Annotated in this window: 16 protein-coding genes; 8 read left to right on the forward strand and 8 right to left on the reverse strand. The window is 39.5% G+C overall.

Annotated elements, in window-relative coordinates:
* Positions 1–381: 381 nt before the first annotated feature.
* From AOG27_RS14180 to AOG27_RS14195, 4 genes are all read right to left on the reverse strand, one after another.
* The gene (locus AOG27_RS14180; RefSeq protein WP_054553673.1) at positions 382–3,153 is read right to left on the reverse strand and encodes a TonB-dependent receptor plug domain-containing protein; all 2,772 of its coding nucleotides are present in this window, start codon (positions 3,151–3,153) and stop codon (positions 382–384) included.
* 397 nt (positions 3,154–3,550) lie between these two features.
* Positions 3,551–4,435 carry a class I SAM-dependent methyltransferase gene (locus AOG27_RS14185; RefSeq protein ID WP_054553674.1) on the reverse strand — a complete coding sequence of 295 codons (885 nt, stop codon included), beginning with the start codon at positions 4,433–4,435 and terminating at the stop codon, positions 3,551–3,553.
* 117 nt (positions 4,436–4,552) lie between these two features.
* The gene (locus AOG27_RS14190; protein ID WP_161804355.1) at positions 4,553–7,201 is read right to left on the reverse strand and encodes a TonB-dependent receptor domain-containing protein; all 2,649 of its coding nucleotides are present in this window, start codon (positions 7,199–7,201) and stop codon (positions 4,553–4,555) included.
* Between the two features lie 240 nt (positions 7,202–7,441).
* Entirely contained in the window at positions 7,442–9,790 is a 2,349-nt protein-coding gene (locus AOG27_RS14195) for a DNA polymerase II (RefSeq protein WP_054553676.1), read from the reverse strand.
* A 150-nt stretch (positions 9,791–9,940) separates the two neighbouring features.
* Between AOG27_RS14195 and dinG the strand changes: the two genes are divergently transcribed.
* The 8 genes from dinG to AOG27_RS14230 all read left to right on the forward strand — a co-directional run bounded on the left by dinG (position 9,941) and on the right by AOG27_RS14230 (position 16,038).
* Positions 9,941–12,016, forward strand: coding sequence for an ATP-dependent DNA helicase DinG (dinG, locus tag AOG27_RS14200; RefSeq protein WP_054553677.1), 2,076 nt, complete (start codon positions 9,941–9,943; stop codon positions 12,014–12,016).
* Positions 12,016–12,792: a TSUP family transporter gene (locus AOG27_RS14205; RefSeq protein ID WP_054553678.1), complete on the forward strand. Its 777-nt coding sequence runs from the start codon at positions 12,016–12,018 to the stop codon at positions 12,790–12,792. The genes dinG and AOG27_RS14205 overlap by 1 nt, the downstream gene beginning before the upstream one ends.
* The gene (locus AOG27_RS14210) at positions 12,793–13,401 is read left to right on the forward strand and encodes a primosomal replication protein (RefSeq protein WP_054553679.1); all 609 of its coding nucleotides are present in this window, start codon (positions 12,793–12,795) and stop codon (positions 13,399–13,401) included.
* Positions 13,398–14,291, forward strand: a complete 894-nt coding sequence (locus tag AOG27_RS14215; protein ID WP_200909108.1) for a histone deacetylase — start codon at positions 13,398–13,400, stop codon at positions 14,289–14,291. Before AOG27_RS14210 ends, AOG27_RS14215 begins: the two co-directional genes overlap by 4 nt.
* A 46-nt stretch (positions 14,292–14,337) precedes the next feature.
* Positions 14,338–14,616 (forward strand): late competence development ComFB family protein, encoded by a 279-nt coding sequence (locus tag AOG27_RS14220; protein WP_054553681.1) that lies wholly within the window; start codon positions 14,338–14,340, stop codon positions 14,614–14,616.
* A complete protein-coding gene (locus AOG27_RS21265; RefSeq protein ID WP_082389283.1) occupies positions 14,606–14,764 on the forward strand; it encodes a YbaM family protein in 159 nt (52 codons plus the stop codon). Before AOG27_RS14220 ends, AOG27_RS21265 begins: the two co-directional genes overlap by 11 nt.
* Positions 14,765–14,836: 72 nt before the next feature.
* Positions 14,837–15,724, forward strand: coding sequence for a DMT family transporter (locus AOG27_RS14225; RefSeq protein ID WP_054553682.1), 888 nt, complete (start codon positions 14,837–14,839; stop codon positions 15,722–15,724).
* A 71-nt stretch (positions 15,725–15,795) separates the two neighbouring features.
* Entirely contained in the window at positions 15,796–16,038 is a 243-nt protein-coding gene (locus AOG27_RS14230) for a hypothetical protein (RefSeq protein WP_054553683.1), read from the forward strand.
* Here AOG27_RS14230 and AOG27_RS14235 read toward each other — a convergent pair whose 3' ends face one another.
* The 4 genes from AOG27_RS14235 to AOG27_RS14250 are packed head-to-tail and all read right to left on the reverse strand — an operon-like array spanning position 16,039 to position 21,000.
* A complete protein-coding gene (locus AOG27_RS14235; RefSeq protein ID WP_054553684.1) occupies positions 16,039–16,695 on the reverse strand; it encodes a tRNA (adenine(22)-N(1))-methyltransferase in 657 nt (218 codons plus the stop codon).
* The gene (locus AOG27_RS14240; RefSeq protein ID WP_054553685.1) at positions 16,695–17,624 is read right to left on the reverse strand and encodes a class I SAM-dependent methyltransferase; all 930 of its coding nucleotides are present in this window, start codon (positions 17,622–17,624) and stop codon (positions 16,695–16,697) included. Before AOG27_RS14240 ends, AOG27_RS14235 begins: the two co-directional genes overlap by 1 nt.
* Positions 17,625–17,629: 5 nt before the next feature.
* A complete protein-coding gene (gene uvrB, locus AOG27_RS14245; protein ID WP_054553686.1) occupies positions 17,630–19,624 on the reverse strand; it encodes an excinuclease ABC subunit UvrB in 1,995 nt (664 codons plus the stop codon).
* Positions 19,621–21,000 (reverse strand): MATE family efflux transporter, encoded by a 1,380-nt coding sequence (locus tag AOG27_RS14250; protein ID WP_054553687.1) that lies wholly within the window; start codon positions 20,998–21,000, stop codon positions 19,621–19,623. Before AOG27_RS14250 ends, uvrB begins: the two co-directional genes overlap by 4 nt.
* Positions 21,001–21,982: the final 982 nt, after the last annotated feature.

Here is a 21,982-nt window from a genome sequence, read left to right on the forward strand (position 1 = left end):
CAAATAAAATTAAAAAATAATTACCAAATTGTTTAAACCCAGAAAAGGCAATTACAAACTTAAAAGTGGTTGCAAAAAACCGTAAATTGTAAACAAAAAGAAAAGGGGTTAACAGCAATGTGGTTTTTTAAATCTACTGATAAATGAGCTTTTGTCAGTATGATTATTTCAAGTGACTTTCGAGTTATAAAAACTTACATACTCCTAAAATCAAGAGAGCAACAGTCAAGAAAGCAACCACATGGATAGGAAGGAAAAAACCTCATAAGATTTATGTGGTGAGCAAATGAAACAACCATTTAAAAATTCATCATACTGGTATTTAAAAAGTAAAAAAAAAGCCACTCTAAGAGCGGCTTTTAAATCGTTTAAGTTACTAAATTAGAACTTGAATGTTGCACGTAAATAAACAAAGCGATCCATGTTAACGTCATACTCTGTTACAGAGAAGTTGTTAGTTGAGATAGCTAAGTCATTATTTAGGTACTCAGGAGATGGCTCTTTTGCAAATAAGTTTTCAATACCTAGAGTAAACTTAGTATTATACGCATCCATCGAGTAACCTACTGAAACATCGTGTACTGTGTATGAACCGATTTCTGCCGCCATACCTGGGTAGAAAGGTGTGTAGCCTAAAACGTCATAGTAGTTTTGCATACGATCTACATAGCGAGTTTGCCAATGAGCATCAAAGTCACCTAGTGCCCAATCAAGTGCGAAAGTACCTTTATACTCTGGGTAACCAGCATCACCATATTGGATACCAACTTGGTCTTCACCATCAAACTCATTTGTCATTACGTAAGAAACGTCTAATGAAGTACGGAAACTACCATATTCAGTTTCGAATTTATACGCAGTATAGAAATCGATACCTTCAACATTGTAAGTACCAGAGTTTTGCAGGAAGTTACGTAAGTCAGTTACGTTACCATTAGCATCACGGTCGATGTAGTCACAAGATGCTTCATTATCACCTGTAGCACATTCATTAAGAATACGTGAAGCACCATATCGACCAATAGAGTTAGTTACTTCGATGTCATAATAATCAACAGTAAATTCTAAACCTTCAATTGCGCTTGGGTTATAAACAAAACCGAATGTTTTAGACTCTGATTCTTCCGGTTTTAGATCCGGTGAAGAAACATTCGTGATACGGATTTGAGTATTAGCTTGGGCGTAACCATTTGGTACACCAGCACAGCCAGGTAAATCAGGAGTAGACCCATCTACTGAGTTACACGGGTCAGTAAGTGTAGGATATGAATCCGAGTTACCAGCGTATAAATCAGAGATAGATGGAGCACGATAACCTTCAGCCCATGTACCGCGTAACAATAGATCATCGATAGGACGATATTCAACACCAACTTTAGCTGTTGAGTTGCTACCGTATGCACTATGGTCTGAGAAACGAATTGCAGGAGAAATTGATAAGCCATCGATTACAGGAATTGAAAGCTCCACATATGCTTCATCAAGACGGAAGCCACCAGAAGTTGCATCACGTTGGTTACCTGAAGTTTCACCGCTTTGTGTTAATGGATCTGGAGTGTCATAGCCAGATTCTTCACGGCGCTCAAAACCAACAGCCATACCAACAACACCTGCTGGAAGCTCAAAAGCATCGCCTGCAAAGTTTAATGTGTAATCTTTCAGTTCAAGACCTTCACGAGAAACACTATCAAAAGTAACATAATCGATCATTTCTTGAGTTAGTGAACCTGCTCCGCCAAATAGATTTAGAGGCACACAAGAAGTCGCAGCATTACAGTTATCGCCTAAAGCTTGGTTGATACGAGTCAGGTTTAATAGACCTGTAGTATATACATCTTGGCTATTCTTACCATAGATGTAAGATGCATCCCAAACCCAAGAAGTGTCGCCGATACCACCTTCAAGACCGACCATTGCACGGTATGTAGTATCATTTTGACGATAAATACGGTTACCAGCTTCAACAAAACGACGTTGACCAGCAAACGGGACATAACCTTCTACACCAGAGCGCGCAGCATCACCATAAAGTGTTTCACCGAATGGGTTATAAATGTTGTTTTCATGAATATCAACACGGCTGGCAGCTGCACCAAAAGATGCACCTATAGTCAAAGGCATTGCCGCAAGTAATTGAGATGATTCACGATTAGTCATCATGAAATCTGAAACAAAGCGAACATCGTCGCTGATGTCATAGAAAGCTTGAACGTAGAAACTATTACGCTCTTGCGGTGTAACTAAATAGTTTTCTGGAGCGTAGTTGTATACATCACCGTCACGATCACGGAATGAATCAAGACCAACAGATGAACCGGCACCATTAGGTACTAGATCAAAACCTGCATTTGATTCACCAGCATTGTTCTCAGTGTAGCCTTGTGCAATTAATTGATTACGAAGATCAGAGCTAATAGAGTTAGAGTTCAGGCGAAGGCGGCCTTTTTCTGTAGTAGAGCTGTTACCCATAGAAGAAATGTCACGGTCACCTGCCCAGATTTCTTGTTGAGTTACGTGGCTTAGATTTAGCATTAAACCACCACGTTCAGAAGTAGTACCAACAGTCAAATCAGCAGAGTACTGACGACCATCGTTGTACTTCATATTTTCACCGCCATAAAGAGATAGCTCAACACCATCGAAATCACGGCGCGTGATGATATTTACAACACCAGCAATTGCATCTGAGCCGTAAATAGCTGAAGCACCATCTTTAACTACCTCAACACGCTCTATTGAGGCAGCAGGGATTGAGTTTAAGTCAACAGTTGAGCCTAAAGAAGAAACCCAGCGCTTGCCGTTAACTAATACTAATAAACGTTGCGCACCTAAATTTCTAAGGTCCATATTGGTAGCACCATTACCACCATTATTGAACGCTGTGTTTAACGCAGCACCAGCTGCAGGAATTTGTTGAAGAATATCACCAATGCTTAATTCACCGGTTGCTGCAAGATCTTCACGGCCAATTACTAAAACAGGGCTCGCACTTTCTAAATCGGTTCTTTTAATACGTGAGCCAGTTACTTGAATACGTTCTACTTTTTCAGCGCCTTCTTCAGCAGCAATCGTGCTTGCTGAAAATGAAGCGGCTGAAGCTGCACCAAAAGCAATCGCTAAGCGAACTGCTTTCGAAACTTGATTATTTAACATTTGATTCTCCCTGGTCATATTCATGTTATGACTTTATTAATTTATTTTTAACTCTAATGGGCCACAAATAACCCTTTAGAGGTAACAAATACTAATAGCAGGCAGAACTTTTGGTCAACTTTTTTTTAACCTTTGTTTATAAAGAAATTTTATAAAATTCACATTTAAAAAACAATCCAAAAAACTTGTAACTTTAATGTTTTCAATAATTGCAAAAAGCAACACAGTAACCACTCAAAAAGCAATTAAACTGAAAAAAAGATGCAAAAAACACAACCATCCCAAATAATTAATTTCATTTTTTAGAACAAAATAATTATACAAAAAAAGAATACACTGAACTAGAAAAGTAACATTGGTTTTCTAAACACGCTGTTTATTTTGTCTTTAAGGATTATCATGAATTACATTTACTTCCATGAATATAAGTAGCGAGAATGTTGCAACTTTCATAACCAAGAAGCTGACCATCCTCCACTTCGATACTTAAAGCTTTTAATTGTTCTAAAATATTTTTTGTGTTTTTAGCAGCTGCAACTAACTCAGAAAGTCTTTTAATTAACAAATCAAGTTCTTCCATAAATAAACGATACGCTTCTTCAAAGTCTAAATTCCCGTGTATATTTTGAAGTAAGAATTCTATAAAAGCTGGAAGGTTTGTACCTTTCAACGCTTCTTGCTCATACTTAAAATGAGTGATTACCTTAGCTTCAATCTCTTCAACAATTTGCTTTGATAGTAAAAGATTAGAAGAACGAACCGATTTGACGAGCCTTATCAAGTGATTTTCAATATCACTTTTAATGAAGTTTGCGGCCTTTAAAATTTTTTTGTTTGGTTTAACAATTATAGACTCTGGATGATGACAAACAAATGTGAAAGATCCACCACTTGAAAGTACACGATAGATTTCATCAATACTTTGACTAACTTGACTATACTCTAATGAAAATTGCGCTATTACATTGGAAAATGCATTATCATTGAATGGTAAGCACTCGACCGAAGTCTTAGCTAAAAAGGTACCATTAATGCTTTGGGTGACACCTTTGTGCATCTCAGCTTTGTCTATTCCATAACAATTAAACTGATTATTATTTTGAATCAGTTCTATCAAAGCGCCATTTCCAGTACCGACATCAAGAACAGTTGAATTTTCTCCAAATTTTTTAGCTGTAGCCTCCCAAAACTCCTTTAACTCACCTTCATAATTCTTTTTAAACCCACTCCCGAAAGACGTTAAGTGACCTCCGCTCCAATACTCGGACCAATGACTACTCATTATTCACCCAACTTTAGCTGTAATTTTTTATATATGGTCATTTTATAAACTTACTAATAAAGGCCTCAGGGTACTTAAAAAGCCCCTAACGGGGCTTAAAATTTAAAGTGATTAGTATTAGAAGCTTATGCTATAACCAGCAAATACTTCACGACCAATATGACCTGCATAATATAAAGTATCGTCATTCCAAAACCCGTCATCATCTTTAACAACACCTTTGTCGAACAAATTACGTGCGCCTAAAGTAAATGTGCCAAATGATTCTGTGTAATACTTAATATTGATATTATGTGTTACATATGTTGGATCGTGATTCTCACCTTTGTAACGGAAGTTTTCAGGGTTACCGTCACCTAGGTCAAGATACTGATCTTCATATACCGATGAAATCAGGTCAGTTGTCCATGCAACAGATAAGTTATCCATCGAATAATTAATGTTAAACTGCGAGCGCCAATCAGGTGTACCTGGCATACCTATGAAGTCTTGAGAAGGTCCTGAAAAGTAAACATCCCCAGCAGATTCAAGCAAGTAAGTTGTTGTATTTCCGAAGGTAAAGTCACCAAAACCTGTTTCAAGTTTATACTCTAAATTCAAGTCTAAACCTTTTCTAGACATATATGCGCCATTTTCAGAACGTGTAATCACGTCACCTAAAACAGCACCATTTTCGTCACGCTCTAACTTAACACCTGGGTATTTAGCCATCAGGTCATCAAGTTGACCCCCAACTTCAGCATTAATTAAAGACTGTACAGTAATAGATGAGATTACGTTTTCAACCTCTAAAGAGAAGTAATCTAGTTTTACTGCAAAGTTCTCAATACCTGAATAAACAATACCCGCATTGATATATTCTGATTCTTCAGGACCTAACTCGTCATTACTTTGAATTAAGTTATCAAACTGACGAGATTTACATTCTGAGGCAGAAATTCCTTGAGCTTCACAAGCTACATAATCTGTAGCACTTGTTGCACTAAACGAAGTTGCGGCTAGCAATTCATCAAGAGATGGAGCGCGGAAACCTTCTGAATATGAAGCACGTAATAAGATGTCATCTGTTGGGCGATACTCTAACTTAACGCTTGGATTAGTTACTGAACCAAAATCGCTGTAGTCATCGCGACGCAAAGCTGCGCTAACGATTAAATTATCAGTGAATGGCATTGAAATTTCATAGAAGAAAGCTGTTGTGTCACGCTCACCCATTGCTGAGTTACCTGCTGAACCACCTATAAGACCAGCTTCAGATTGTGCATCATACTGCGAATCAAACTGTTGATCGAAATACTCACCACCAAAGTAGTGCTGGATCTCACCGCCTGCTAATTCACCTAAAGCAAAACCAACACCAAAGAAGTAATGATCCATTTCGTTTTGGTTTTCTGTATAAGTTGTTGAACGAAGATTATTAATACCTTCTTCAGAACCTAAATCAATGCCATATTTCTCATTGTAAGCTAAACCTGAATAGCTCAAGTAGTAACGACCTACTGAACGGTAGTCTAATTTAGCTTTATGATATGCGAATTCCCAATCTATTGAGTCACCTGCGATACCTTTTAAACCAATCATATAGTCTTGCTGGTAATCTGTAACAAGACCATCGCGATTACCGATACCGTACCAGCGGAAGTAGCCAGTTACTTCTTCATCATATGGATTGTGCTCATTTCCAGCAGCCATATTATTCCATTTAGCTGCAGGCGGAGCGTAACGACCAAATGAGTCATTTCGGCTAAGCATAGCACGCGCATATAACTCAATATCGTCCGTTATATTATAGTTTGAGCTAACCATAATTGAGTCTTTGTTAGTCGAGGCCATGTTAGCTGACACATTAGCGTATGCATAGCCACACACCTCACCGCCACCAACACCACCAAGAAGTGAGCCTTGGTCTAATACCCCAACAAAACCAGGTACAGAACTTGCTAACTCATCACATTTCGCTGAAGCAACAAAGCCGTCAGGGCCTAAAATAGTTGCGCCATAATAACTTACACCAACTGTTTCATCATAAATTGAAACTAGGCCATCACCATTAGTATCTTCCCAAGAAGCAGCTGTATACTCACGATCTTTATCGAATATTGCGCCTTGCTCTTGATGGTCATAGACAAATGTAATGTTACCCTTTTCAGAGCTTACACCAAACGAAACTGACATTTGTTTAGTATCGGCACCTTCATTTGATGGACGACCGAATTGAACATCAAAAGATGCACCTTCAAAGTCTTTTTTAAGAATGATGTTGATAACACCCGCAATTGCGTCTGAACCATAAATAGCAGAAGCACCATCTTTTAGAATTTCGATGCGTTCAACTGCAGCCATTGGAATCGAGCTCAAGTTAGCTGCTGAACCACCTAGAGAAGGTGAACCGGCAACACGTTTACCATCAACAAGTACAAGAGTACGATCACTACCAGCACCTAATAGACTAACTGTTGATTGCGACTGAGCTGAAGAGCCTGAGCTTGGAACAAATGAGCCGAAGCTGTTAGAAGTTACACTGCGTAGAGCATCCGCAACTGAGATACGCCCCTGCTCTTCAAATTGAGCTGTTGTAATCACTTCAACTGGGCTAGCGCCCTCAAGGTCTGTTCTTTTGATACGTGAGCCAGTAACTTCAATTCGCTCAACCTTTTCAACCTCATTTTCATCAGCAGCAACAGATGATGCAGAAAATGCAGCTGTCGATGCAGCACTAAAAGCAATCGCTAAGCGAACAGCCTTAGAAACTTTATTATTTAACATTTGATTCTCCCTGGGCCACATAGTGTGGCTTTTTTTAGCATAAGCTTGTTTATTATTTGTTACCGCAACTGTGCTGCGGCCAACAAATAATAAACAAATCAAAATAAATTTCCAGAGTTTTATTAATAAAAACACAACAAAAAACACAACAAAAACCCAAAAATTAACAAAAAAGAATTTGTTAAACTGAAACAACTACAACATAAACATGAGGTTAAGGAAGAAGATGCAAAAAGAATATCAAATGAGAATTATCTGACCATTGGGCTGAAAGGGATTGTTACAAACTAAATCATTAACAATTACTCTCACAATTGGTAATAACTGCTTATTGACATAAACTAAATAGTCATAATTATGTTTACCCATGTAGTACTCGACACCCTGAGTTGTATAAACATATTCAATTATTTGACCACGCTGAAATGCAAAATGTGGGTTTTCAGCTAAATACTGCTTAGCTGCTTTTGCATGAGGAGGGATGTTTTTTTGATAATCAGCTAGGTGCCGGCCTAATCGTTTGCGATACACGAGTAATGAGTCAAACTCTCCCGCATAGAGTTTTTTAACGTACCTATCAAAGGCTTGTATTATTAATTCTTGACTGTAATTTTCGGAGAATAAAATCTCAAATAATTCTATTTGAAACTTGTGGGCAAGCTCTGTCCAATCACTCCTAACGGTTTCCATACCTTTGAAGACTAATTTTGAGGTGTCATCTTTTTCGACTTTTCCTACATAGCGCTTTTTAGACCCTGTTGTTTTTCCTCTAATTGTGGGCATAAAAAATGGGCTATAATGGGTTTCGTACTCGATCTCTAAGAAACTGTCTATTCTATAATCTTGCTGTAATACACGCTGCCAGCGTTTGTTAATTTTTCTTGCCAGTACCGTACCAATTTCATTACAGTTTAGTGAATTTAGATCATCATCAAGCTTAACAAAAGTCGAATCTGTATCACCATAAATGACTTCATAACCCCACTCTTCAATCCATTGCTTGGTTGTTTGCATAATTTCATGGCCGCGCAAAGTAATTGAACTCGACAATCGCGGGTCATAAAAGCGACAACCTTTCGAGCCAAGTACACCATATAAACTATTCATGATGATTTTGATTGCTTGAGAGAGCATAGGTTGTTTTTTGTCTTTTGCTATTTGTCTGGTCACTGACAGCTCACGAATAAGCTCAGGTAAATGATGCGCAGTGCGTGAAAAGTGCGCCTGATTAAATCCTTCGATTGCATTATCTGGACTTTTTAAACCTTCAATAAGACCGAGAGGGTCTATGCAAAATGTTCGCATTATTGACGGATAGAGACTTTTGTAATCAAGCACCAAAATATTCTTATATAGGCCAGGCTGCGATGACATGACATAACCACCAGGGCTATCAAAACTTAAGCCATGATCGCCTAAATTAGGGGCTACATAGCCACTTCTATGCAGTAACGGCAGATAAAGGTTAGTGAAGGCTGCAACTGAGCCGCCCATTCGTTCTAATTCAAGCCCTGTAAGCTGGCTTCTTACAACTGCAAAATCAAGTAACTTAAGTTTCTCAAAGAGCCTCATCACTAAAATACAATCTTGCCTGTTGTAGTTAGCAAGAGACAGTTTGTCTTCATTAAACTGGCGAATAATTTCTTCAAGACGATTATCTGTATTTATTAGCTTCTCTTCGCCAAGCTCAATACTCGCTACATTGGCAAGACTAAAACTATCGTAATGATAAGTAGCGTTTTTTAAGGTATCAATACCATCAACAACTACGCGTCCTGGTATTGTAAGACGGGTAAAATTACCTTGCCGCAGCTGCATTTTTTCTTTATTGCGGCCAAGCGGCAATTCGACACCGAGTGCTTCTGCACGGGCATGTAACACGCTGAAGTCAAACTCAATCACATTCCAGCCAATAATCACATCAGGGTCCACAGTTTCAATATGTATACAAAGCTGATTGAGTAAATCAATTTCATCTACACACCAATGAAGATTAAATTCAAGTTCACTGGTATCTTGTGGCTGGCCTATCATCAATACGGTATCTATATTTGCCCCAACTAGACCTATTGAAAATAGCACTCCTTCACCATTACATTCTATATCGAGTGACAAACTTGAAAACTGCGGTGTAAAATCGCTATTTTTTTTGAACTTAGTATCCGTTAAAACAGGATATGGGTGGCTTTTTATTTGTCTTCCTTGAGCCCAAACTGCCCCTTTAATGAAACGTTCCATTAAAAATCTATCTATAGGACGAATATCATCTTCATATACTTTTATATGCTGTGCTTTGAGTCGTTTCGCAGCATTGTAATAGTGCTTTAAAGAAGAAAAATAACAAGAAACAACTTGTTCCTGCATAAAGCTCTTCAGTGCCACAGGTTTCATTTCACAAAAAATACCATGCTCTGAAAACACTCTATTCGCAGCGTCTATTTGTGATTCATTAATAAAGAACACTGCTTTTTGTGGTGTGCTTATTAATTTAACTGGCCCTTGCTTAGATAAAATCCACACCACAATCGAAATACCCTCAGCACTATCGTAGCATTGCGTGGAGAGAATAAAGCCGGAGGCTAACTGCATGTAATTAAACCTTTTTAATATAATTTAGGCATATCAGTTAAGCAAAGCTAAGTTGATTAACTAATTAAAGTAACAAGTCGCTTGTAGTTGCCCAGTTAAATCTCTAAAATTCATTACTGTAATTATATACATACTTTAGGTTTTCTGGGCATGCTTTCTGACTCTTTAAAAAAAACAATTCGGCAAATTCATAAGCATGTTGCTGATAACCTCACCGATTACCGCCCTCGAAGCAGTCAAAACTATTTAGTTGCCGAGATAGCAAAAACATTGGCTGGCGAATATCACAAGAGCCAACGAATTTGTGTTATTGAAGCAGGCACCGGGACCGGAAAATCGTTAGCGTATTGTTTAGGGGCATTGCCCTTAGCGATGGCCAAGAAAAAGAAATTAGTGATTTCGACGGCAACCGTTGCTCTACAAGAACAGTTAATTAGTAAGGAGCTGCCTTTTTTTAAAGAGCACTCTGGCCTCGACATCAAGTTTGATTTAGTGAAAGGTCGACAGCGTTATATCTGTGCACAAAAACTGAGTGCCGCCGTTAATGGCGACAGTCAAACGCAAATGGAGTTTATGCCGACCCTATCATCGCCCCTTTCAGATATGGAAACCAAATGCTTAAAGCAACTTTATGATGCTTATTCAAAAAAGCAATGGCAAGGCGACCGCGATAGCTGGGCAGATACAATTCCTGATAAAGTGTGGAATTTAATTGCTTGTGATAAGCATTCATGCCAACGACAAATGCGCGCTCATCAGCTCTGCCCTTTTCATATGGCACGTCAGCGTCTGATGCAAATGGATGTGCTAGTGATCAACCATTCTCTATTACTGGCTGATCTTGATTTGGGTGGCGGTAAGATTCTACCTGAACCTGACGATACGATTTATGTTATCGATGAAGCACACCATTTAGCGCACATCACCCGCGACTTCTCTTCTGCCGCAGCAACCATTAAAGGCACCATAGACTGGCTCGACAAGCTGGTTAAATTTGCCGGCAAAATGGCCAATGTGCTCGTAGGTCAAAAAGCGATTGGGCAAAATTTTAAGCTCAGTGACAGTATCAATGATGCCGGTAAAAATTTAAAAGTAGTGCGTGATATTCTTGATAACGCAGACTTTAATTATAACAGTGATGACACCTATCGTTTTGAACATGGTGAAATCCCAGCATCTTTACATGCCAAAGCAAAAGATATTAGCGATGCCACCCTTGATGCCCTAAGAGCACTCAACAAGATGCACGATACCCTAGTGCAAGACGTAAGTGATGGCGATGTAAAACCTTATGTGGCCGATCCAATCTTGGCTGAAAGTGGTCAGTACATTAATCGTCTAGAGTTATTAAACAAGCTGTGGTTTAGTTACGCCACAAAAGGCGAAGGTATTCCCCATGCGCGCTGGATCAAACGCTTAGAATATAAGAACCATCACGACCATTTACTTAGTGATTGCCCTATTGAAGTTGGCTATTACCTTAAAGATAAATTATGGAATCAATGTGCGGGTGCCGTGCTTTGTTCAGCCACCTTAACTGCATTGGGTTCATTTGATCACTTTGCTTATGAATGCGGTCTTGCCAAAGAAGAAGGCGTAAAATACATAAAAGTCCCTTCTCCATTTGATTACCCTAAACAAGCGACGCTGCATATTCCTGCAAGTCATATTGAGCCAACCGATAAAGCGTTTAGTGATCACTTAGCTGAGCAATTGCCCAAATTCCTTGATGATAAAAAAGCAAATTTAGTGTTATTTGCCTCTTATTGGCAGATGGATCATGTTGTTAAAGCATTACGTAGCAAAGGAATTGAGGTCTTAGTGCAAGGAGAAATGTCTCGTGAAGCCCTGCTTAAAAAACATAAAGCCAATGTGGATTTAGGCCGTGCTAGCTATTTATTTGGCACTCAAAGTTTATCTGAGGGTCTTGATTTACCAGGTAAATACTTAGAAAACCTAGTAATTACAAAAATTCCATTTGCGGTGCCTACCTCACCAATAGAAGAAGCGCAGGCCGAGTTTGTGCAAAGTAAAGGTGGCAACCCGTTTCTTTCGATAACCGTACCTGATGCGGCAAAGAAATTAGTACAAAGCTGTGGTAGACTGCTGCGCAAAGAAAATGATCAGGGTCGCATTACTATCCTTGATCGCCGACTAGTGACCAAGCGATATGGCAAAGCCATGCTCGATACCTTGCCACCTTTTAAAAGACAAATTGATTATTAATGTTTGAATTAGCTTTAGACCCAACAACCTGGGCACTATTATGTGCAGTTGCACTAGCAGCCGGCTTTATTGACGCAATTGCAGGCGGCGGTGGCATGTTAACGGTACCTGCACTATTAACCGCAGGTTTGCCGCCTCACCTCACATTAGGTACCAATAAACTTGCAGCAAGTTTTGGTTCATTGACAGCCAGCGTAACGTATTTTCGCAAAAAGTTGTTCAACCCACGGTTTTGGGCTGCGTCCATTTTAGCAACAGCCATTGGGGCGCTCGTAGGTACTTTAGTGGTAGATTACTTAAGTATTGAATTTTTAAATAAATTACTACCGGTGGTGATTATTTTAGTCGCTTGTTACAGCTTATTTGGCAGTTTAAGTACAACTGAGCATAACGAGTTACCAGAGCTTGATAGTAAAACTAAAGTTAAACAGTGGCTGCAAGGGCTTGGACTTGGTTTTTTTGATGGTTTAGCAGGCCCCGGCACTGGCACATTTTGGACCGCATCAAATAGCCTTTTATATAAAATGAGCTTATTGCTTAACTGTGGTCTTGCCCGCTCAATGAATTTTGTTTCAAACTTTATTTCATTGATCACTTTCGTTGCACTTGGCCATGTAAACTTTCTACTTGGTATCACAATGGGTTTTTTCTTGATGCTTGGAGCATGGTTAGGAGCACATTCTGCAATAAAGTTTGGTAGTAAAATGATCCGCCCAGTGTTTAACACTGTGGTTATAGTGTTAGCATTAAAGTTAATCTATGAGGCTTATTTATAAATGCAATCGACTGCTTTTGATAAACTACGTTCACAAATTGAAAGGCTCAAACAATTAGCCACACAATTTGATAAGGGTAATTTATTTGCTAAAAATCGCTATATGCAAGCCCAGCCAAGTTTGTTTGATAAAGCCGTGTTTAGTACGAAAAGTATGATGCTGGCTGACTATGTAACCGAAATCGAAGATGAGCTTAACAGCCTGCCGCCAGCTGAGCATCGCCATGCTTATCAATATGCGCTTGAGCGTATTGCCATTCAAGTCGAAGCGGTATTCAATGTAATCAAATCAACCCCAGTATGGGCTAAAGAAAATAAATACAGCTTTAAGCCGAAAGCTAAGCCACAAGTTTATAAGCAAGCAGTAAAAAAAATCATGCAGTCATCCCATGAGCTGTATGACGAACTAAAACAAACCCATGAGTTTGAACGCCGCTTAGTTTTGATGATCGAAGAGCGAAAGCTTAAGCTCGACGCTGCAAATGCACAGCAAGCAACCGAAATTAATAAAGAAATATTAGCTTTACATGCAAGACTTGGCCGTTGTCGAAAGGCTATTTCAGCCACTGAAGACAAAATTCAGCAAGTCGAAAAGCAACAGCTGAGATAATGTTTTACTATCATCCAAGTTATTCAGCGTTAACTTTACCCGAGCGTCACCGCTTTCCCATTGATAAATACCGCATGTTAAAACAGCTTGTTAGCAACTTTATTGATGAGCAGCATTTTATTACCCCACAACAAGCCACTAGAGCGCAGCTTGTTCTGTGCCATAACCCCGAGTATGTCGACGCTTTTTTAACTGGTAGCCTTGATAGCAAAGCAATTAAAAAAATGGGCTTTCCTTGGTCCACTGAGTTGGTTGAGCGAACACTTTACTCTGTTGGCGCAAGTATTCAAGGCGCTGAGTTTGCTTTGCAACAGGGTGCTGCTTTTAATCTAAGTGGTGGTTATCATCATGCTTTTACGAGCTATGGTAGTGGTTTTTGTATTTTTAATGACTTAGCGATAGCCGCAGCACACTTAATTGATTCAGAGCAAGCCGACACCGTATTAATTTTTGACTGTGACGTCCACCAAGGGGATGGCACAGCCGAAGTTACACAAGCACATCCCCAGATCATTAGCTGCTCAATTCATTGTCAGCAAAACTTCCCGCGTATTAAACAGCAATCAAACTACGATTTTGCGTTAGAGCATGGCACTACAGATGATGAATACCTAGAAACAGTCAAACAAGCTTTAGCCTTAACAATTAGACTCCACCAGCCAGATATCATTTTGTATAACGCCGGCGCAGACATCGCAACAGATGACGAATTAGGACACTTTCAAGTGAGTTTAGAAGGCGTGTATCAGCGTGACCATTTTGTATTAAACCAAGCCAAGGAAGCAAAAATCCCAGTGTTTTCAGCCATGGGCGGTGGCTACCAACGAAATGTAAGCCGTTTGGTTGAAGTTCATAGCCAGCTTTATAGGGCAGCTGTCGATTTATTTTAAAGCTTGGTATACACTAAAAGTGACTTTTAAATAAGGCTAACTTTGTATGAAATTGCATGACGACATTCATAATTACTATGAAAAATTGGTTGTCGAAGACATCTCAAAACGAAACTTAGAAGCGACCTATAGTGATGATGTTATGGCAGATTTATGCTGCACAGTATTAAATCAACTGCCTGCCCGTTACATCCGTTACGATGTCGACATGGAATTTTATTTACCGCAAAAAGAACGTATTAGAATGGAGCAACAAGTGCAAACAGCTATTGATGTAGCGATCAGCCAAGTCGCTAAGAAAAAGGAATTGCAAAATGAGCAGTGAGTTAGAAGGTGCGCCTAACTATATTAAAATTGCTGTTGACCTTATTATGCTATTAGAGCAAAACGATGTCCCCGCCGAAGATGTATTAGCAGCTTTAGAAATCGTTAAGTCTGATTTCGAAAAGAAACTTCCAAAATCAACCGATTAATAGTCCGAAAATGGCGAGTATTAGAGCAGAAATTTGTTATGCTCAGGTTTTATAATTCAAGAATGTAAAACCATGTCATTGCCAAGTTTATTACGCTTATTCATCCTTGCTGCTATTTGGGGCGCTTCCTTCTTATTTATGCGCATGGCAGCGAATAGCTTAGGCCCTGCAGTATTAATTGAGTTAAGAGTTGGCTTTGCTGCAATTACACTGTTTATTTTTGCGATGTACTTACGAAAGCAACTCGCTTTCACGACCCACAAAAAGCATTTTTTCATTATTGGCGCACTTAATTCCGCCCTTCCCTTTTTATTGTTTGCCTATGCAGCGCAGACAATTAATGCCTCAACCTTATCCATATTAAATTCAACGACCCCTATTTGGGGTGCCATCGTTGGTATTGTATGGAGTAAAACGAAACCCACCAAAAGTATGTTACTTGGCTTGCTATTAGGTTTAACGGGCGTAGCCATTTTAGTAGGGCAAAATAGCCTGATTATCGACACGCAAGCAATCACAGCAATTGTAGCTGCATTGTGTGCCTCGCTCAGCTATGCCATTGCATCTCATTACACAAAACATGCACCTAAGTTATCTGCTTTTGATAATGCCCATGGCAGTATGTGGGCGGCAAGTATTATGGTTCTACCACTTATTTTTGTTATTCCTGCCAGAGAAATTCCAAGTAATGAGGTGATGCTTGGTGTGGTGGCACTCGGTGTGCTATGTACTGCGGTGGCATATATCCTGTTTTTCCGTTTGATTGATGACATTGGCCCAACCTCTGCGTTGACTGTTACCTTTTTAATTCCATTATTTGGCATTGTTTGGGGCAATTTAATTTTAGATGAGCAAATTGGACCTAATACCTTGGTTGGCGCATTGTGTGTTATCGCGGGTACCATGCTGGTCACCGGCTTTATTCGTATCAAGCCATTTTTAAAACGAAACACCTTGTAACAGAATCACCTTTGCAATTAAAAAATCAGGCTATAATCTATACATAATTTTTAAATAATAAGGAGAGTGCTATGTCAGGGACAACCATGGTGGTATTGATTGTCTTGATTTCTGTGGGTTCAGGTGTGATTTATGATATGTATAAAAAACATTTAGAGTTTAAATCTCGAACATTAAAAGACAGCAAAGAAGCGAACGAACATGTCGCTGCAGTAACAAAAGAGCTTGTAGAGCTAAAAGAGCGTGTGCAAACGCTCGAAGCCATTGTTACTGATTCAAGCTACAGCGTAAAACAAGAAATTAATAAACTCTAATTAAGTTAATAATGCACTGTATTTTTCAAGCACTGGCTGATAATAATCAGCGTCTTGATTTAACATACGTTGGTAATGAGCACATAATTGCTTTAGATAAGCTTGGTGCTCTTTACTTGTTAGCTGCCACATTTGCTGGCCAACTCGAGTGATCGACTGCGAAGCAGACGCACTCATGGCAATAACTTCATAAAATCGTTTGTTTTCACACACCAACTGCTCAGATACGAGCCCCAATGGCAGTGTCTGCAAATAGCTGCGAACTTGATAACTGTGATGTACAGGGCACACAATAAAGTCAATATGCGTATTTGGTTGTTGACTAACAATCCGCGCTAAAAATCGCACTAATAACTCACCTCCCACCCCCGCAATAATAACAAGGTGACGCTTTTTAGGAACTGGTGAAATCATTGCCACATCTTGACAATGTACCTGCCAACGGCCGCGTTGCTCACTTGTGGCAAAACGTTCGAGTTTCTCACTTAGTACCTGCATCAGCTCAGGCACAATATCAACGAAATGTATAAGCTGGGCTTTATTTTGCTGTAATAGCTCAATCCCTAACAAACCGTGATCGCAGCAACAATCCCAGATTTCGTCATACCCAGAATCAACCACATCAACAATGGCTGAAAGTCGTTTACTCAGTGCCATTAGTTTGCTGTTTTATAGACTAACGCTTTTAAGCTGCGATCACTGTCAACCTCAATAAAGCCATCAGTAGGAGCTAGTCGCTCAACAAAACTAATTGTCCCTTGGGTATGATCGCTAATGAGATCTTTAAACGCCTGCTCTGAAAGCTCAGGGCTATTTGCGCACAGTAACAACTGGGTGTTTTCATTTAGCAGCTCAGGTAAACGACGTAGGATTTTTTGATAATCCTTAGTCAATATAAAGCTGCCTTTTTGAAAACTCGGTGGGTCTACGATGATCAATTCATACGGTGCTGATTTTTTAAGCTTACCAAATGATTTTAAAATATCATGCGGGAAATAACTCACACCTTGATCAAAACCATTTAGCTGATGGTTTTGTTTACCTGTTCGCAGCACCCCTTTATTCATGTCCATATTAATAACTTGGTCTGCCCCACCCTGCATTGCTGCAACAGAGAAGCCACACGTGTATGAAAATAAGTTGAGCACTTTTGCATTTTTACTATTAGCTTGAACAAACTCTCGGCCACGGCGCATATCAGGGAAAATCCCAGTATTTTGGCGACTCAATAAATCGACTTTAAACTTAATACCATTTTCACTGACATGGTGCTCTTGGGGTAATTCACCATACATAAGCGCGTTGCGGGTGTTAATGCCGCTACGTTGTTGGTAAACCAATGCACTGACAAGCGCTGGCGCATTCTGTTGTGCCCATTGCCACAGGGTATCAGTTAATTGCGCAAGTACTTGTTCATCTATCTCTTGATATGAAACTAAAAAGAGTGCTGGCGGATAAAAGTCTAAGTTTATGTGGCTCAGCTCAGCTACTGAGTGACCACGGCCATGGAATACACGACATAATTCATTAGCAGCAAGTGGCGCCTCTGCTAAAGCATTTAAAATGGCAGAAAAATCGTTTGTCATCATCTTTAGTTAATTAACTGTTGTTGTAATTCGTGAATTTCATCACGCACAGACGCCGCTTTTTCAAACTCAAGATCGCTAGCATAAGCATGCATTTTCGCTTCAAGAGCTTTGATTTGGCTGGCAATATCTTTCGCGCTGAGCACTTGTTTAGACTCTTTACGCACTAACTTAAGGTTGTCTTTCGGGCTTGCTTCTTCGCCCACATCCATAATGTCGGTAATACTTTTAACCAGTGCTTGTGGCTCAATACCATGTTCAAGGTTATAAGCTTGTTGTTTTTCACGGCGGCGGTCTGTTTCATCAATGGCTTGTCGCATTGAATTAGTGATGCGGTCGCCATACAGAATTGCTTTACCATTTAAGTGACGTGCAGCACGCCCTATGGTTTGAATAAGTGAACGAGTCGAACGTAAGAAACCTTCTTTATCGGCATCAAGTATCGCCACCAGTGAAACTTCTGGCATGTCGAGACCTTCTCGCAATAAGTTAATGCCCACTAACACATCAAATACGCCAGCACGTAAATCACGGATAATTTCAACCCGTTCAACAGTGTCGATGTCTGAGTGCAAATAGCGCACTTTTACGTCATGGTCGTTGAGATAGTCAGTTAAATCTTCTGCCATACGCTTAGTTAACGTGGTCACAAGTACCCGTTCGTTCACTTCAACTCGTTTATATATTTCTGATAGCAAATCATCAACCTGGGTGCCCACAGGGCGTACTTCAATTTCTGGATCAATAAGCCCGGTTGGACGAATGACCTGCTCTGCAACCTCCCCTGATGAGCGCTCAAGCTCAAAGTCACCAGGTGTTGCCGACACATAAATAGTTTGAGGCGCAATGGCTTCAAATTCTTCAAAGCGTAATGGGCGGTTATCTAACGCTGATGGCAAGCGAAAGCCATACTCAACAAGATTTTCTTTACGGCTTCTATCGCCTTTATACATAGCACCAATTTGCGACACAGTAACGTGTGATTCATCAATAATCATCAATGCATCATCAGGTAAGTAATCTAATAATGTCGGCGGTGGATCGCCCGGTGTTCTGCCAGATAAGTATCGCGAATAGTTTTCGATGCCAGAGCAATAACCAAGCTCGGTCATCATTTCAATATCGTACTGGGTGCGCTGAGCAATACGTTGCTCTTCCACAAGTTTGTTGGCACTGAGTAACTGAGCTCGGCGGTCTTTAAGCTCATCTTTAATTTTATCAATGGCATCAAGAATTTTTTCACGGGGTGTTACATAGTGGGTTTTTGGATAAATAGTCGCACGTACAATATGCTTTTCAACTGCTCCTGTAAGCGGGTCAAAAATACTTAAGCGCTCAATTTCATCGTCAAACATCTCCACACGCACAGCGTAAGTATCCGATTCAGCAGGAAATATATCGACCACTTCGCCACGTACGCGATAAGTACCGCGGCTAAATTCAATATCATTGCGTGTATATTGCAATTCAGCAAGCCGACGCAGCATATCGCGCTGATCGACGGTTTCACCTACTTTTAGTAAAAGCATCATCTTCATGTATGAGTCAGGGTCGCCCAAACCATAAATAGCAGACACCGAAGCCACAATAATGGTATCACGTCGTTCAAGCAGCGCTTTGGTGGCACTTAAACGCATTTGTTCAATGTGCTCATTAATAGACGCGTCTTTTTCAATAAAGGTATCGCTGGCAACAACGTAGGCTTCTGGCTGGTAATAATCATAATAAGATACAAAATACTCAACCGCATTATGAGGGAAAAACTCTTTCATTTCACCGTAAAGCTGTGCAGCGAGTGTTTTGTTGTGTGCCATAATAATGGTTGGCCGATTCAAATCATTAATGATATTGGCCATGGTGAAGGTTTTACCCGTTCCTGTAGCCCCTAATAATGTTTGATGTGCAAGCCCAGCCTCTAGGCCATCTTTTAACTGTGCAATGGCCGTTGGTTGGTCACCACTTGGCTGAAACTTAGAAACTAGTTGGAAATGGTCGCTCATGAATGACACTCCTTCATATATGACTCACTTAACCCATCAACTTCTTTGATAAACCATTTATAGGCAACCATTGCAGTAAATAAGTTACCAATCGCGGCACCAATAAATAAACCAGTTAAACCTGCAATTTCGCTGCCTATATAAGCAAAAGGTACATAAAAAACAAACAGACGTACCACACTTAAAATCAGGGCATTCATTGGTTTATGCAAGGCATTAAATGAAGAGTTAGATAAAATAATCACCCCCTGCAGGCCATAACTCAGTGGTAAGATATAAATGAATAACTTAATCACATCCATTACCGCTTGCTCTTTACCAAATACATCCGCGATAAAGCCAGAGGTTAACAGCAGTAAAATATAAATAGCGAACTGCCAAATCATCACGAATTTCAAGGTTTTTGAGTAAGCTTCTTTAACACGTTCAAACTTACCTGCCCCAAAGTTTTGACTTACAAATGGTGGTAAGGTCATTGATAAAGCAAGCACCACAAGGCTTGCGATAGATTCAATGCGACTGCCTACACCAAACGCTGCAACCGCCTCAGGGCCATGCTTAGCTACTAATGCCGTCATGACCGCCATCGCTATTGGCGTCAACATATTTGCGCCTGCCGCCGGTAAACCTATTTTAAGAATTTTACGAACTGAACTAACTGCTGTTTGCTGACCAGCATGCAGGCTCAACAAACCGTTCTTAATTGCCAGAATATATAAAATAATAATTACTGCAACCGCCCAAGCAATAACACTCGCAATAGCAGCCCCTTGTATACCTAAGGCTGGAATTGGCCCAAAACCAAAAATTAGTACCGGATCTAAAATAGCATTTATCAGCCCCGCTCCACCCATAACAATACTTGGCGTTTTGGTGTCGCCGCTGGCTCTAAGCACTGAATTGCCAACCATAGGGGTAATTAAAAATACACTGCCGATGAACCACACGCTCATGTAGTCATGAATAAGTGGCAAGACTTGCTCACCTGCGCCTAATAATTTAAAGATAGGCTCAATATACAAATAACCTAAGGCAGAAAGGCAAAACACCATTACAACCGACACCAATAATGACATACTGGCATCAAAACGAGCTTCATCTAAATTATCACTTCCGAGTGCTTTAGCAATAACTGCGGAGGTACCTATCCCTAAGCCGATTGCTAAACTAATTACAGTAAAGGTAACTGGAAAAGTAAAACTTACTGCGGCTAATGGCTCAGTGCCTAACAAACTGATGAAGAAGGTATCGACTAAATTAAACATCATAAGAGTGATCATTCCGAAAATCATAGGAATGGTCATTTTTTTTAAGGTCGGCAGAATTGGGGAGTTTAAAAGATCAGGTTTAGTTTTGCTCTGCGGTTTCACGCTCATAAGAATTCTTGGCCTCTTTATATGAGCCTATAAGTTTAAAGCATCCTTCACTTGCAAGCTATGCTTTATTCACAGAATCAAAATCGATGTACAAAACTATAACTTTTGACGCTTTGACATAAAAATAACCACTAACCCTTATAAAAAACAATATAAAAACAAATTTAATAGCTTTATTACAATTAAATGGCACTATTCGCTGTTTTTTTACACAATAAATAGCATCATTTCATCGTCACGAATAAATTTACTTATCAATTCAGCATCGCTTCAGATAAAAACACTAACACATTGATTTAAAATGAATTAAAAAAACTTAATTAAACACTTGAAATTGCTGGAGCGCCCTAAAATCCTAGTACTATAGCTGTTCTTAAAGTTTAATAAACAGAGTTATCCACAGAAACCGTGGATAACTCTCTAGAAGCCGCAAATATAAAGGCTTTGAAGACTAGCTTGAAACTGATAAAACGAATAATAGTGAAGTATCCCGTTTTGACCCTTTTGTAAGCTTCTAGAAAAGAATGTGTAAAAAATGCTCTCCCCTTAATGGAAAGCCAGCATGAAACATAAAACACGACAACACACTATTCAGTAACTAACTGATATGTATACCTAAAAATAAATTTAGTCATCCTCGACAAACAATGATGTCGATGTGCTTCATAAAAAAAGATGGAATATTCGCCATCTGTAGTAAAAAAATACAAGAAAAAAATAACACCTAAGGATGGCCTAATAAAAACTCTTAGGTTTGATTTTCTCAATCACAAGAAATTATTGCATAAGTGATGATTTCCTCACTTTAATAGAGAATATCTGAGCAAAGAATGGTTTTTTATATTTTCAATTTGGTACTACTGCTCAAAAAGAATGCAAAAAAGTCATCTTTTCGACATAGCTAGTCTTCTAAAAAACAAAAAACGCTGCGCTTTTCAGCTACATTTTGCTCAGATCGAACATAAAAACATCGAATAAGCTT

It is taken from the genome of Pseudoalteromonas lipolytica (genome assembly GCF_001306915.1).
Taxonomy (GTDB): Bacteria; Pseudomonadota; Gammaproteobacteria; order Enterobacterales; family Alteromonadaceae; genus Pseudoalteromonas; species Pseudoalteromonas simplex.